13 protein-coding genes are annotated in these 14,032 nt (G+C 64.3%); all 13 read right to left on the bottom strand.

The window, feature by feature from the left end; all coding sequences use genetic code 11:
- Positions 1-8 precede the first annotated feature (8 nt).
- Positions 9-1,025, bottom strand: coding sequence for a SphA family protein (locus ACKWRH_RS22020; RefSeq protein ID WP_445215220.1), 1,017 nt, complete (start codon positions 1,023-1,025; stop codon positions 9-11).
- 69 nt (positions 1,026-1,094) lie between these two features.
- Positions 1,095-2,561 (bottom strand): DUF1254 domain-containing protein, encoded by a 1,467-nt coding sequence (locus ACKWRH_RS22015; protein ID WP_445215219.1) that lies wholly within the window; start codon positions 2,559-2,561, stop codon positions 1,095-1,097.
- 55 nt (positions 2,562-2,616) lie between these two features.
- Complete coding sequence (locus ACKWRH_RS22010; RefSeq protein ID WP_445215218.1) at positions 2,617-4,050, bottom strand: DUF1254 domain-containing protein; 1,434 nt, start codon at positions 4,048-4,050, stop codon at positions 2,617-2,619.
- A gap of 11 nt (positions 4,051-4,061) precedes the next feature.
- A complete protein-coding gene (locus ACKWRH_RS22005) occupies positions 4,062-5,003 on the bottom strand; it encodes an HlyD family secretion protein (RefSeq protein WP_445215217.1) in 942 nt (313 codons plus the stop codon).
- A complete protein-coding gene (locus tag ACKWRH_RS22000; protein ID WP_014495358.1) occupies positions 5,003-5,242 on the bottom strand; it encodes a DUF3302 domain-containing protein in 240 nt (79 codons plus the stop codon). Before ACKWRH_RS22000 ends, ACKWRH_RS22005 begins: the two co-directional genes overlap by 1 nt.
- 33 nt (positions 5,243-5,275) lie before the next feature.
- Positions 5,276-5,785, bottom strand: a complete 510-nt coding sequence (locus tag ACKWRH_RS21995) for a hypothetical protein (RefSeq protein ID WP_445215216.1) — start codon at positions 5,783-5,785, stop codon at positions 5,276-5,278.
- A gap of 65 nt (positions 5,786-5,850) precedes the next feature.
- Positions 5,851-6,864, bottom strand: a complete 1,014-nt coding sequence (locus ACKWRH_RS21990; RefSeq protein WP_445215215.1) for an HAD family hydrolase — start codon at positions 6,862-6,864, stop codon at positions 5,851-5,853.
- A gap of 17 nt (positions 6,865-6,881) precedes the next feature.
- Entirely contained in the window at positions 6,882-8,570 is a 1,689-nt protein-coding gene (locus tag ACKWRH_RS21985; RefSeq protein ID WP_445215214.1) for an arylsulfatase, read from the bottom strand.
- Positions 8,571-8,661: 91 nt separating this feature from the next.
- Entirely contained in the window at positions 8,662-10,056 is a 1,395-nt protein-coding gene (locus tag ACKWRH_RS21980) for a BatD family protein (RefSeq protein ID WP_445215213.1), read from the bottom strand.
- The gene (locus ACKWRH_RS21975; protein ID WP_445215212.1) at positions 10,053-11,576 is read right to left on the bottom strand and encodes a VWA domain-containing protein; all 1,524 of its coding nucleotides are present in this window, start codon (positions 11,574-11,576) and stop codon (positions 10,053-10,055) included. Before ACKWRH_RS21975 ends, ACKWRH_RS21980 begins: the two co-directional genes overlap by 4 nt.
- Positions 11,569-12,567, bottom strand: a complete 999-nt coding sequence (locus ACKWRH_RS21970; protein WP_445215211.1) for a VWA domain-containing protein — start codon at positions 12,565-12,567, stop codon at positions 11,569-11,571. The genes ACKWRH_RS21975 and ACKWRH_RS21970 overlap by 8 nt, the downstream gene beginning before the upstream one ends.
- Positions 12,560-13,018, bottom strand: coding sequence for a DUF4381 domain-containing protein (locus ACKWRH_RS21965; RefSeq protein ID WP_445222318.1), 459 nt, complete (start codon positions 13,016-13,018; stop codon positions 12,560-12,562). The genes ACKWRH_RS21970 and ACKWRH_RS21965 overlap by 8 nt, the downstream gene beginning before the upstream one ends.
- Before the next feature lie 25 nt (positions 13,019-13,043).
- The gene (locus tag ACKWRH_RS21960) at positions 13,044-14,030 is read right to left on the bottom strand and encodes a DUF58 domain-containing protein (protein WP_445222317.1); all 987 of its coding nucleotides are present in this window, start codon (positions 14,028-14,030) and stop codon (positions 13,044-13,046) included.
- Positions 14,031-14,032: the final 2 nt, after the last annotated feature.

Below are 14,032 nucleotides of genomic sequence, written 5' to 3'. Positions count from 1 at the left end.
CGCCTCCTTCAGAATTTTCGGACGATGGGTTTCGTCGCAGCCGGCGCGGGTGCGGCCGGCGAGACCGAGAAGGTCACCCAGGTCGACCAGCTACTCGGACGGTTCTCCACCTCCAGGTCCTTGTATCCCCTGATATTGAGGTAGCCCTGGTAACCATCGGACATCGGGATCATGAACCCGATCTGCGGACCGATCCCGACCGCCTGCCCCCTGAACCCGCCGAGGTTGGCGCCGAGACCGCTGTCATCGGTGATCTGCTGGAAGAAGTATCCGGCGATGCCGACATGGACGCTCTTGCTGACGAACTGGGAGGCGGCCCAGTCGACATGGAGATCGACACCGTTCTGGTACTGGAGAGCTGCGTTCATGAAATTATAGGTGAGCCCGCCGACGATGGAGAACTCGTGGCCGGTCGTCAGGTCGAGATAAGTGTAGCCTGCGCCGACGTCGATCGCGGGGAAGCCAAAACTCAGATTCGCGAGCCGGCTGGAATCATAGGTGCCGCTCGGGATGTTGCCGGTGATGTAGACCATCTCGTTGTGGACGCCCTGGTTCCATTTCAGCGTGCCCTGGTAGAAGACGTCGGTCAGCGTGGTGCGGTTGTCGGTGGCGCTGCCCGAGATGGTGTTGCCGCGGGGGCCGGTCAGGGTTGCGTCGATCCCTACGCCGATATTTCCCGGCGCCGTGATCAGCGTAAAGGCGGCCTGGCCGCCGAGCACCGGCATCGGCGAGGTGTAGGTGATGCCCTGGACCAGCACATCGGCATGGGCATTCAGGCCGGCGGTCACCGAGCCGGGTATGCCGCCGCTGGTGACGAAGCTCTGCCCTGCTCCGGCTTTCTCCTGAAGATGGATGTAGATCGTCGAATACGCCCAGCCCGGCGTCACCGGTACGGCGGCAAGGCTGCCAAAGATGCCCGGAAGCCAGAAGCCCACGCCGCCGGAATCAGCGAGCGCAGGCTGGGCGGTGAAGCTTGCCGCTGCCAATGCGGTTGCAAGCCCCGCCTTCCGAAGATGTCCCGTCATGTCACGTCTCCTCAAGTCCCATCATGTCTTCCACCCGAACAGGACTGTCCTACCCTCGTCGTGCGCCGGCTATTTCGTGGCGCTGCCCATCGTGCTTGCCCTCACCTCGGTGAAGTCGCCGGGCTTCCAGCTCTTGTCGAAGGCGGCTGCTTCAGGTCCGTAGATGCGGATGTAGGCGAACCAGCCGCGGCCCGGCTGCGTCTTGATCCAGTGGGTCTCGTTGCCCTTCGGTGCGTCCGGGCCGAAGAAGAGGTCCGAGGATGCCGCGCCCTTGACGTCCTTCAGCTCGAACATCGAGCGCAACGCACCCTTGTCCTGATCGGTTTGGACCTGCGAGCGGGTCTGGGTGTCGTAGACGGTAACCGACCAGAACAGTTTTCCCGGAACCGGCTGCGGTATCGTGAGCTTGTAGTTCTTGGCTCCGTCGAGGAATGCGCCGGTGTTGTCGCGCGTGCTCATCCAGTACAGCGAGCCCGCGCCCGCGGAGCGACGGAACATCGCAGGCGACGTCACGATCGCCTGCGCGAACCAGCGGTCGCGCGCCTCGAGGTCCATCCCTGCCGGTGTCTCGAACTGGGCACTGCCGGGGGTAAGCCCGACCCACTCCCATTTGCGATCGGGCCAGTTGACGCGATCGGCCCGCGCACTGTCAAAAGCCGAGACGAGCATCTGATCGCGCCCTGCTTTGGCTGCGCGATCAAGGATCTCAGTCATCCGCGCGTCGGGTGCAAACGGCTTGCCTTTCTCGATGCCGAGCTCGGCGAGCAGGCCGTACATCGGCAAGAACGACGGAACGATCGGCTCCTCGTCCACGATCTGCTTCAGCACCGCCCAGAACTTGCCGTTGTCCTCCCAGCGCAGCGAGGACGAGTCCATCTTGTCCTTCGTGATGTCGACGACGGCAAGATTGGCTGCGCTGCCGAGCGGATGAATCTTGATCGCCTTCAGGGCATCCATCGCCTTGCTGGTGTCACCACCAACGGGCAGCGCGCGGACGGCAAGCAGGTTCTTGTAGGATTTCGACTGCCCGACGTGATAGCCGGCCGGAATTTTACCCTTGTAATCCGGTGGCAACACCAGATGCTTGCCGCCCTTCCCGGCGTCGGGCCCCGGCATGCCGAGATCCTGCACCCAGCCCTGGTTGTGGTCGTTGATGAGCCCGATATAGGGGCCGGGCGGCAGCTCGATGACGACAGGACCCTTGGCGACGTCGATGACCGCGGAGCCGTAAGGCGTGTCGGAATTCAGCGTGAAACCGAGCTGCCGCGGGCCGGCCGCGGCGATCCCCATCTTCTCGCCGTCCTTCAGGCCGAGTTCGCGATTGCCGTTGAAGATGCCTTCGACCGAGACGGTCGGATACCAGAAGCGGTAGGCCGTGATCGCGCGCTGGAAATCGGCATCGTCGCGCGCGCGTTTGGTCGTATCCGACGACGGATAGCCGCGCTCGAAGGTGTAAGGCGCCGATCCTTCCGCGTGCGCCGGTTGATGGCAAAGGATCGCTAATACGGCGACCGTCAGGAACAACGTGCTTCTCATCGTCATCACCCTTTTTGATGTTTTGACTGCCGTTCGCGAACCATGTGGTGGGCGGCTACTTCGTGGCTCCTCCGATAGTGGTGGTGACGCGCTCGACGTCAGGCAGTACCCAGCTGTGGTCGAACAGCGCCTTGGTCGGCGCGTAGGCGCGGAACATCAGTTCGAACTTGCGGTTCGGATCTGTCGGTACCCAGTTCGCTTCCTTGCCCGTCGGCGCTGTCGGACCGAAATAGATATCGACCGAGCCGTCGGCGTTCTTCTGCAGCTCGGCGATTTGCGAGGATCGGCTGGCGCGGGCCATGTTTTTGATCAGCGCATGCGTCTGACGGTCGTACGCCGTGACAGACCAGTATTGCTCGACCGGTGGATTAGCCGGCACGCTTAGGCGATAAGTCTGGTCTCCGCCGAACGATTGACCGTCCTTGTCCCTGATCGAGATCAGATAGAACTGCCCGGCGCCGAGACGCTTGATGCCAATATAGGCGTAGCTGTAGGCCATGCCGCGCTCATCGACCGGATACTGATCCGGGTCCGCGTACCCGCTCTGCGTTGCCTTGATGAGATTTTGCGGCGCCGGGAAGGTCCAGCGGCTCGTTGGCGAAAAGAATGGCGGCAGGCCGGCATCGTATTTCGCCTCGAGCAGAGCCCCAGCCTCGCGCACTGCGCCGGCCAGCGCCGCTCGCGTCGCATCATCCGGCTTGAACGGCTTTCCCTTCTCGATGCCCAGCGATTTGAGCTGGTCGATCATCGTGCGGTCGCGCTGCAGCCAGGGCTCGCTCTGGATGATCCGATCGAGATGCTCGAAGAATGTCCCATCGTAACGGATCGTTGAATCATAACTGACGTCTTTGACGTCAGTGAAGATCGTCGGGGGCGGGTTTCCGGCCTGTGTGAGCGGATACACCTTGAGCCGCTTGCCGTAGGCGATCGACGTTTCAACATCGGCCGCGCCGTGACTCCTGAGGTTGGAGCGGAACAGCATGTAACCGCCGAAGGTGTCGGATTGCAGCGTGATGTAGCCGTCCGGCGCCTTGCCGGAATAGCCAGGCGGCATGACCAGATACTTTCCGCCGCTTCCCTTGTCCGCACCAAGCAGTCCGGCATCCTCGAGCGGCATCTGCCAGATCGTGACGATATTTCCGTTGAACGAGCCGTCCTTGTCGCCCGGCGGCAGGTCGAGCACGACAGGGCCGTCCTTGGTGTTGAAGAACGCCATGAAGTAGAGCGCGTCCGGATTGGGCGTCAATGTCTGATTGCGCCAATCGAGTGGACGACCCCAGTAGATGACCTGTCCCACCTTGCCCGGCGTCTTGGTCAGCATCTCCTGAAGCATCAGGTCGTAGTTGACCGCCGGCATGCCCCAGATGACGGCTTCGACCGCGCGGCGCTGGATATTGCGCGCGGCGAGGTCTTCCGGAGACGTACCTTGCGCCTGCGCGCTCATGGTCATCAGTGCGACGATGGCGGCTCCGGCGATCGCTCTCAACATGTTGCACTCCGTCAGAATGGATTGACGTAATTCAGGATTGCGACCTGCCGCAGGATCACGCGGCGTACGACGTGGGTCGGCTTGACGTGGTCGGTGTAGATCGCCGCCGTGCCGGCGCTGCCAGCGGGCAGGCGCCGGGCGAACCCGGCATCGTCGAGCCTGATGCGCACGACGAAAGGTGCGGCCTCGATGGCCTTCGGCAGGACCGCCGTGCCCGATGTCTGCGTCTGTCCCGTCGCGATCGCCTGGAGGACGCTCTCGACCTTGCCGGAGTAGATCTGCCCAGGTGCGAATTTGAAGGTGACCTCGACCTCCTGCCCCGGGGCGACATAGCGCGCATCGTTCTGGTTGATCTCGACGCCGATGATGGTGCTCGAGGTGTCGATGAAGGCCATCACCGGCGCCAGCGGCAGGTTCGACACGCGCGCACCCTTGCGCAGCGCGAGGTTGGTGACGTAGCCGTCGGCCGGCGCGCGCACCACCGTCTTCTCGAGATTCCACTGCGCGGCCTCGAGCTGGCCGGAGAGCTGGTCGGCCTCCGATTGCCGCTGCTCGACATCGAAGCCGCGGCCGGCGTCCCGCTCGTAGAGCTGCGTCATCTGGCCGAGGCGCGTCTTGGCGAGCTTGAACTGCGCGTCGATCGCCTTGACCTGCGCCGCATAAGGCGTCGGGTCGATCTTGAACAGGACATCGCCTGCCCTCAGCGGCGCGTTGGCGAGAACAGGAACATCCGTCACCTCGCCCGCTACATCAGGCACGATCGAGACCGCGTTACGCACCACCAGCGCGTTGCCCTGCGGCGCGCCCCACCCCATCGGGATCAGAAGCCCCAGCAGCACGAGCACCATGACGATCGCCGGCGAGACTTTCCAGAACAGGTTGAAGCGCACGATCCTGAAGTGCACCAGCAGGAACAGCAGCACGAGGTAGGTATTGAGGATTGCGATCGCCATCACGCATCTCCCGCCTTGCGCGCGGGCACGTCGAGATAGGCCCAGATCAACGCGATCGGCCATAGCGCGAAGCCGAAGAACAGCGTGATCCAGCCGGCGACCGTCACGGCCTGCGCATGGGGATGATTGCGCGATTTTGCGATGTGGCCGGGCAGCCAGCCGGCGATGCAGACAACGCCGATCGCGCTGGCGAGCAGGATCACCAGCACGATCCAGGCGAAGATGTCGTAGCCACTCATGAAGAACGCCTCGGTTTCATCGGAGCGCCGCCGTCATTGGCAGTAGTCCCAAAAGCCCTGGGTCCGGGATGGATCGGTGTAGTACCAGCACATGCCGGGTGCGGGGGCAGCACCGGCCCACGCGGCCGCCGTTGCGGCGGTCACGACGCCGATTGCGGCACCTGCGGCGATCGCACCGCCTCTCGGCCAGCCGTACCAGCCCGGCCGCGCCCAGCCGCCGCGGCCGGCGACCGCCGTCGTGTGGCGAACCGCAACGTTGCCGCGCGGTCCCCTAACGGCGGTGGTACCGCGATAGGCCGCTCCACGCGGACCAACGGCAGCACCGCCACGATGAACGACTGCACCGCCACGAGGACCGACTGCCGCCCCGCCGCGGCGCCCGGCGGCGCGCACCTCGATGAGGTCGGGCGGCCCCGCAGCGTCGTGCTGGATCGCGGCGGGCTGAAGCGGGGCGGCCGACACGCTTACCAGCGGAACGGATAGGCCCGTCGCCAGCGCCAGAATGCAGCTCGCCAGTCGCGTCAAATGGGTATGATTAGACATTGTCGCTCCTTCTCTCGCTTTTCGTGTTGCCGCTCAGTCACCGAATTTGTTCGCGGGGGCTCTCGTCATTGCGACGCACCTGTGCTGCTGCGTTCGAACGCGAACACCGTTTTCCAATCCTTCGCCATATCGACGACGGTCCAGCCGCGCTGCACCGCCTCGTCCCAGGCTTTGTCGAGCTTTCCGATTTTGGATTGCCGGTCGTAGGCATATTTGCGGACGGCGTCGGTGTGGTGGACGATGCCGAGGAAGCGCGCACCGGGTCCTGCCGCGGTCCATTGCAGCATCTGGTGGTCGCCGTCCGAATTGCCGAAGGCGAGGATCGGGCGACGGCCGATGAAGCGGTTGATGCCCGACGGCTTGCCGGGACCGTCGTCGATGAACTCGACCTTCGGCAGCTTCATCAGGACGGGTTTTCCATCGGCGCCGATCTCGAACCGGGTGACGCCTGAGGAGCCGACCACCTGCTCAGGGGGAATGCCGTAGGCCTTCTCGGCCCACACCCGCATGAATTCCACGCCGCCGCCCGACACGATGAAGGTCTTGAAACCATTCGCGCGCAAATAAGCGAGCAGCTCTATCATCGGCTGGTAGACGAGCTCGTTGTACGGACGGTTGAACCGCGGGTGTTTCGCCTGCGCGAGCCAATCGCCGACCGATTTGGCGTAAGCGTCCGTTGTCATCCCGCTATGCGCGACCGAGAGCAGCGTGAGCAACCCTTTCTCGCCTTGCGCCGCGAGCGCGGGCTTGTCATTCGCAAGAAATCCCTTGAACGGCTGCTTCTGCTTCCATTCCGGATGCTGCGGCGCCAGCGCCTTGACCTGATCGAGCCCGAACGCCGCCTGGAAGTAGACCGGCTGCTCACACCACAGCGTGCCGTCATTGTCGAACACGGCGATGCGCTCGGCGGGTCGAACGAAATCCGGCCCGCCGTCGCGCGTGACGCGCGCGACAAAATCGGTGATTGCCGATTTCGTCGCGCCGTCGTCCCAGGATGGCAACGGATCGGCCGGCTGCGCCATCGCAGCTGCGATGGTCGCGAGACTTGCAACCAGGAACGCGGTAAGCCGAGCCATCATCGTGCTTGCCCTTCTTCCTACTGCGGCTTCATGCGCTCAAGCTCGTTGAGACGCTTCAATGCCGCTTGCTGCCGCAGCAGGCCGTAGTTGATGCCGCTCGCGTTCAGCGAGCTGCCTTCCTGGTAGGGGAACTGGTCGAAGTCGGAGAAGAACTCCTTGATCTTGCCCTGCACGGGCACGATCAGCCACATGTTCCGGGCGAGGAAGTCGATCGCTCCGCCGCCTTCCTCCATCCCCCGCTCATAGGGATCCATGCGCAGATTTGCGATTAGCGCCCATGCCGGGACTTCACGGGTCGCTGTCGCGATATTGCCCTTGGATGCCGTCGCGAAACTCAGCTTCCAGTCGTTCCACCGGATCGCATTGAGATTGCCGCCCTGGTCGAAATAGTAGATGGCATCGCGCGGCGGCTCCTTGGTGTCTCCCTTGAAGAAGGGCATGAAGTTGTAGCCGTCGAGATGGACTCTGAAGCTCTTGCCGCCGGCGCCTGCGAAGCCGGACTTCATCTTCTCCTTGATGTCCGTGATGCCGGCGGCGGCACAGAGCGTCGGGAACCAGTCGATCAGCGAGATAATCTCGTTGTATTGCGTGCCGGGCTTCACGACACCCGGCCACCGCACCATCATCGGGATGCGCATGCCGCCTTCCCAGGTCGTGCCCTTCTCGCCGTGGAAGGGCGTTTGTGCGCCGTCGGGCCACAGCGCGAGCTCGGCACCGTTGTCCGTGGTGTAAACGACGATGGTGTTGTCAGCGATGCCGAGATCGTCGAGCTGCTGGAGCAGTTCGCCGACCATGCCGTCGTGCTCCACCATGCCGTCGGCGTGAATGCCCTTGCCGGTCTTGCCGAGTGACGACGGCTTCAAATGAGTGAAGACGTGCATCCTGGTCGAGTTGAACCAGACGAAGAACGGACGGTTGGCCCGAGCCTGACGCCCGATGAAATCCTTGGCACCGCCCAGGAATTCCTCGTCCACCGTCGGCATACGCGCGGTGTTCAAGGGGCCGGTGTCCTCGATCTTGCCGTCGGCCGATGCCTTGAGCACGCCGCGTGGACCGTATTGCTTCCGGAAATTCGGATCCTTCGGATAGAAATAGCCCTCCGGCTCTTCCTCGGCATTGAGGTGATAGAGATTGCCGAAGAATTCGTCGAAGCCGTGCTTGGTCGGCAAATGCTCGTCACGGTCACCAAGATGATTCTTGCCGAACTGCCCGGTCGCATAACCTTGTGTCTTCATGACGTCGGCAATCGTCGGCATCCAGTCCTGGATGCCATGGGGATCGCCGGGCATGCCGATGGTGAGAAGGCCGGTCCGGAACGGTTCCTGGCCAAGAATGAAGGATGCACGGCCGGCGGTGCAGCTTTGCTGACCATAGGCGTCGGTGAAGATGGCGCCCTCGCGCGCGATCCGGTCGATGTTTGGCGTGCGGTATCCCATCATGCCCATGGTGTAAGCGCTGATCTGGGGAATGCCGATGTCGTCGCCGAAGATGACGAGAATGTTGGGCTTGCGGCCCGCCGCGGGCGCTGCAGCCGGCGCCCCCGAAGGGGCCGCCTTCTGAGCCTGCGCCAGTGCCTGCGATGTCAGCGCCGCTGTTGCGACGATCGACGATGTACCAAGCAGCACGGCGCGGCGATGAATCGCCGATTGGTCGCCACAGGTGGAATCGGCAACGGCATTATTCTGCTTCTTCGTCTCGTTGGTCATTCGACGCTCCCTGATTTATTCGATCTTGGTTGTCGTGGATGAGGGCGAATCTAGATCGTCCGTTCCGTCTGAGTGACCTCCTGTGTTTTGCTTATCTCGCGGGCTTTCGATACGCGGCGACCTTCGGGGTCCCGACCGGGTTCAAATGCGGGGGCAGACCTGCCGTGACCCGGCCTCCGGCCCGCGGGCGCAGCCTGCGGCGGGCGGCGACCACGCGGTGCAGCAGCCGGCGCGGCGACCAATGAGCCGGATTGTGCCTATTTCCGAACAAATCGCTCTCGATCGCATCAAGCTGGCAGTCCAGCTCCGGATCACCTGCGACGGCCTTGAAAGCTTTGGCCGTACTCGGAGGCTGCCCCACGTTGAGATGCGGCAGCCATTCAAGCAGTGCGAAATAAGAGGCCTGTGCATTGCGACGGCGGATCGCGCTGCGCAGCCGGCTGAAAGCAAAAGCCTCCGACTGAAGATAGGACTGGTGCCGACGATGAAGACCGGCTGCGACGCGGCGTGCGACACCAGGCGCGAACCAAGCGACCCCCGCGGCAATTGCCGCCAGGAGCAGCACTGTCATCCAGTTGTCGACGATAAAGTCGACGACGCTATCCCACATCCGCCCCTGACCCGATCGGCTCAAGGAAGCCGAATCTGTCGCCGCCGAGGTCAAGATTCCCTTGAGAGGCACGGCCTCGAGGTGAGCCTGCTCGACCTTGCCGCTACCGACATTCCACCAACCGATATCGACGGACGGCAGCGAATAGTCACCTGCCCGCTCCACCATATATGTTGCAGAATCGACGCGGGTCGACGTCATGACGTCGGAGCGCCCGTCGACCTTGTCCTCGAGCTTCGGCTGCGCCGGATAAAGCCTCAAGCCATCGACAGACGGGAATTGCTGAGGCGGCAGCAGCATCGCTGGCGTGCCTTCCGCCCGGATCGTGATGGTTCGCGTGACGGCATCACCGGCCTTGAGCGGGTCGGACGAACGCTTGACGTCCTGCTCGGCGGTCAGGCTGGTGGCCGATACGAACGGGCGAAGTGCGCCCGCCGCGTCCGGGATGAAGGCTTCGAACGACACGCGTGGCAGCGCGACGGCCACCTCGCGCGTGGCTGGCGGCTCGGCCGCATATTTGATCCTGACGCTCTGATCGGCGACGGCGTAGGAGCCCGGCTCCTGCGGCGAGATCGCGTATTCGAACCGTACACCAGCATAAGTCACGCCATCGCGCTGCTCGATGGTGTTGACGCTCTGCAATTGTCGCGTCACCGCGTTGCGCACCTGAAAATCGGGCAGTTCGGGCGGCGACGTCATATAGTTCGGCGCCATGACCAGGATACTCAGCGTGGTCTTCTGCCCGACCACGACCCGCGACGGGTTGATCGTGACCTGCACGGTCGGCTCGAGGGCCACCGATTGCTGCGCATACACATCGGGCGACGGGAGCGCGCCGCCAAGCAGCAAGGCGATGAAGCCGATCCAAACTCTCACTGCGGCGCCCTCCCCTGTGTCGGAGCGGCCGCCTGGATCGCAAATTTCAGTTTGAGGAAATCCGCAGGCGAGGTCTGGACCTGACGCATCCAGGCTTCGGCCGCGCCGGCAGTGGTGACGTCCTGCGGCGTGACAGTGATCTTCTTGCCGCCTTTCTGATTGGGATCGACGCGCATCTCGTCGGCCTTCTCATCCGGCGGCGCAGGGTCATCCTGCTCCTGCTTGCGTCGCTTGGCTTCACGCGCATCAAGCGCCGCCTGAACGATGGCACGGTTCGTCTTCGCGGCGGCGTTGCCCGGCTGCGCCTTGAGCACCTCGTCATAGGTCTTGAGCGCTTTCTCATAAGCGTGGTTCTGCGCCTGCGCGTTGGCCAGCGCGAATTTTCCGTCGAGCGTGTCAACGCGCGAAAATTCCTCAGCGGCGGCGAGAAAATCGTACGCGCGGTATGCCGAGATGCCGCGCCACATCGGATCGGCGAATGTCGTTTTCGCGGCGGCATAGTCGCCACGGTCAAATGCGAGTCGTCCCTGCTGATCCTGCGTCAGCCAAAGATTAGTAAAGCGCGATGGCTCCTCGGCTCTCGAGGCGCTGGCGTGCGTCGCAATGAAGAGAGCCAGGACCCACGCCACCGTCGTACCGCGCCGGAACCACAGCAGACTCAACAGCGCCAGCGGCGGCAGCAGCCAATAGCCTTCATCTCGCCATTGCGTGCCGAACGCATCGCCCTGGGCGGCCTGGAAACGCGTTTCGATCCGGCGCTCCAGTCGCACGATGTCCGAGCCGTCGATACTGACCCGGATGACGTCCGCGCCGGCCGGCAGCGCCGATGTGTCCGGGCTGACCGCGAATATGACGAGGCCATTGCGGCCGGCCGCCTGCCGGATCGTGGCCGCATCCGCGGTCCCGAGATCGTCCGCGACCAGCAGGACCGTTCCGGGGACCGGTTCGGCCGCCAGCGCGTCGGCCGCCAGCGCGACGGCACCCGCAACGTTCTTGCCGTCCGCCGGCATTAGCCCTGGCTCAAGCGCGGCCAGAAACGGCTCGATCACGGAGCGGTCGTCAGTCGGCGGCATCACCAGATGCGCAGTGCCGGCAAAGGCCACGAGCCCGGTCCTGGCGCCCGCGCGGGCCGCAAGCAGATCCCTGATCTTCTGTTTGGCGCGCTCGAGGCGCGAGGGCGCCACATCGGTCTCATTCATCGATGATCCGACTGCGAGCGCAATCATCAACGGCGCCTTGTCTTCGACGAAGGGCGGAAGCTCGCGGCGCCAGGTCGGACCGGACAGACCAATGATGCCGAGCATCATGCCGGCTGCTACGAGATAAACCGGGTTGACGTGGCGCCCTTGTCCCGGCCGCACGATGAGATGCGTCAACAGATGCGGAGCGATCACGCCACCCCATTGCGCGCGCACGTCCTGCCGGCGAAGCAGCACCGCAAACACGACAGCGAGCGGGATCAGCGCGAGCAGCCAGAGCGGGCGCAAGAGATGGAAGGACGTCGTTGCTGCGTCACGCATGGCTGACGCTCCGCATCCGGCGCCACTCGCTGCCGAGCAGGAGCCAAAGCCACAAGAGCAGACCGATCGCGATGGCCAGGCCGAACGGCCATTGAAACAGCGGCAGCTTCGGCCGCCATGACAGGGTCTGAAGCTTGGCCGGCGCAAGGCGGTCGATATCGGCATAGATCGCCTGCAACTGCGCGCCATCCTCGGCGCGGAAGAAATGCCCTCCGGTGGTGTCCGCGACATGCTGCAAGACGGCGAGGTCAACGCGGTTCTCACCCGAGGCTGCGGGGTCGCCGACGCCGATGGTGTAGACCGTGACATCGTTCTGACGAGCGATGTCGGCGGCGTGCTCGGGCGGCACCCGGCTCGCCGTATCGTTGCCGTCGGTCAGGAGGATCAGGAGCTTCTGTTTTGCCGTGCTGGCTGCAAACGTCTTGATGGTGAGCCCGATTGTGTCGCCGATCGCCGTCTGCTGGCCGGCCATGCCGACCCCTGCCTGATCGAGCAATTGCTGCGCCGTCTGGAGGTCTTGCGTGAAGGGCACCTGCACATAGGCCCTGGTGCCGAACAGGATCAGAGCGACACGGTCGCCCTTGCGGCGGGCGATGAAGTCTCTGACCACGCGCTTGACGCCGTCGAGACGGGTGAGCGTCGTGCCGTCCGACGCCTTGAAATCGCGCTGGTCCATCGATCCCGAGATGTCGATCGCCAGGATCAGATCGCGCGCGGAAACCTCGCGCGTCACCGCGTCGCCGACCCATTGCGGCCGGGCCAGCGCCACAACCAGCAGCGTCCAGATGGCCGCAGCCGCGATCATCTGGACGGCGCGGCGTTCGAGGACAACCGCGCCGCGCTGCGGCGTCTGCCCGGTTGCCGCCGCCAGCCTGTCGAAGAAGGGCACCTGGATCGAGGCCTGCCGCGCCCGGTATGGCGGCAGCAGCCACCACGCCAGGACCGGCAACGGCAACAGCAGAAGCAGCCATGGCCAGGCGAACTCAAGCATGATGCCCCCCGATCCAGCGGCGCACGAGACGAACCAGCGATTGCAGTTCGGCGCCATCAGGCGGAATTTGCTGGTAAGGCCCGCTCGCGAGCAGGCGCCCCACGCCGTGAGAAAACTCCTCGCCGCCATAGCTGCGATCGAGGAAGGCCAGCCACGCCGGACCGACCAGTGGTGCCACTCGTTCGCGCGGAAAGGCCGCGAGCGCCGTTCGCCGCACCAGCAAGGTCAACTTCGACAACAGCTCCGACGGCATCGAATTGCGCGCCTGCTCTATGCTATGAAGCTCCGCGAGCGCTTCGCGGCGATAGCGGTTGACACGGCGCAGATGCGCCACGCGCCACACGGTAGCGCAGATGGCCGCGAGCAGCAGGGCGATCGCGAGCCTCGCCGCCCAGGTCTGTGGCCAGAGGCTGACCTCGTGCGGCAGCGGTACGTCGATCAGACCGGCCATGGGGTCGGCAGTCACGGATGGAGCCTCAGCCAAGGGCCGCCTCCGTCTGATTGTGCGGGGCCGCGCGGCCACGACCGGCCGGCAGACCACCAAGAAGACGCCGAAGCTGCGCAGCGGTGTTCTCCGCCGCGCTCAGCGGCAGCACGGGAATTCCGAGCTCGCGCGTCCAGTCGAAGATGCTCTTCAGGCGGTCCCGGGTGAGCTGCGATACGCTCTTGCGGACGCTGTCACGGCCGACATCGAGCCGGATCTGCAACTCGCCATCGGTCACGGTCATGCTGGCCGACGGTGGCAGATCGCTTTGCAGGGGATCATGGACCATCGCAGCGACAACGTCATTGTGCCGCGCCAGCGCGGCGACCATATCGCGCGTTGCAGCGTCCGCGCCGTCGAAATCGCTGATGATAATCACGGCTGCATCGTGCGGTGCCCGGCGCCTTGCATGATCGAGCGCTGTGTTGAGCATCGTCGGCGCGGACACGAGACCGCGCCCGACGCCGAGCGCCTGGTTCTGCGTGACGACGGCCGCAAGGATCTGGAGCACGGTCGCCCGGCTACGATGCGCCCTCACCTCGATAAAGTCTCGATCGTTGAACACGACGGCGCCGACGCGATCGCCGGCGCCGAGCACCCGCCACGCCCCGATCGCTGCGGCCTCGGCCGCCGTCACCGATTTCATCGCATGCCGGCTGCCGAAGAACATCGACAGGCGCTGATCGACCACCAGGATCGTCTGCCGGTCGCGCTCTTCGTTGAAGACCCGGATATGCGGCTTGCGCAGGCGCGCCGTCACCTTCCAGTCGATCGAACGGACGTCGTCGCCGGGACGATAATCCCTGATCTCTTCGAAGTTCAGGCCGCGGCCCCGCATGCGGGAGGCAAGGCGGCCGGACAAAAGGCTATGTACGGGCTGGCGCGGCAGGAACGAAACCTTGCGTCCGCGATATTCGAGCGCGATCAGATCGTGAAGACCGACATAGACACCTGGCATATTGGCTGATGTCTCGGTCATGT

Source organism: Bradyrhizobium sp. Pa8, assembly GCF_052588265.1.
This window is presented reverse-complemented; position numbering and strand designations above follow the sequence as displayed.

Excerpts from the sequence above, each read along its gene's own strand:
- ACKWRH_RS21970 (WP_445215211.1), bottom strand. The coding sequence starts at position 12,567 with ATGCTTGAGTTCGCCTGGCCATGGCTGCTTCTGCTGTTGCCGTTGCCG.
- ACKWRH_RS21960 (WP_445222317.1), bottom strand. The coding sequence starts at position 14,030 with ATGACCGAGACATCAGCCAATATGCCAGGTGTCTATGTCGGTCTTCAC.
- ACKWRH_RS21995 (WP_445215216.1), bottom strand. The coding sequence starts at position 5,785 with ATGTCTAATCATACCCATTTGACGCGACTGGCGAGCTGCATTCTGGCG.
- ACKWRH_RS22000 (WP_014495358.1), bottom strand. The coding sequence starts at position 5,242 with ATGAGTGGCTACGACATCTTCGCCTGGATCGTGCTGGTGATCCTGCTC.
- ACKWRH_RS22010 (WP_445215218.1), bottom strand. The coding sequence starts at position 4,050 with ATGTTGAGAGCGATCGCCGGAGCCGCCATCGTCGCACTGATGACCATG.
- ACKWRH_RS21975 (WP_445215212.1), bottom strand. The coding sequence starts at position 11,576 with ATGCGTGACGCAGCAACGACGTCCTTCCATCTCTTGCGCCCGCTCTGG.
- ACKWRH_RS22015 (WP_445215219.1), bottom strand. The coding sequence starts at position 2,561 with ATGAGAAGCACGTTGTTCCTGACGGTCGCCGTATTAGCGATCCTTTGC.
- ACKWRH_RS22005 (WP_445215217.1), bottom strand. The coding sequence starts at position 5,003 with ATGGCGATCGCAATCCTCAATACCTACCTCGTGCTGCTGTTCCTGCTG.
- ACKWRH_RS21985 (WP_445215214.1), bottom strand. The coding sequence starts at position 8,570 with ATGACCAACGAGACGAAGAAGCAGAATAATGCCGTTGCCGATTCCACC.
- ACKWRH_RS22020 (WP_445215220.1), bottom strand. The coding sequence starts at position 1,025 with ATGACGGGACATCTTCGGAAGGCGGGGCTTGCAACCGCATTGGCAGCG.
- ACKWRH_RS21965 (WP_445222318.1), bottom strand. The coding sequence starts at position 13,018 with ATGGCCGGTCTGATCGACGTACCGCTGCCGCACGAGGTCAGCCTCTGG.
- ACKWRH_RS21990 (WP_445215215.1), bottom strand. The coding sequence starts at position 6,864 with ATGATGGCTCGGCTTACCGCGTTCCTGGTTGCAAGTCTCGCGACCATC.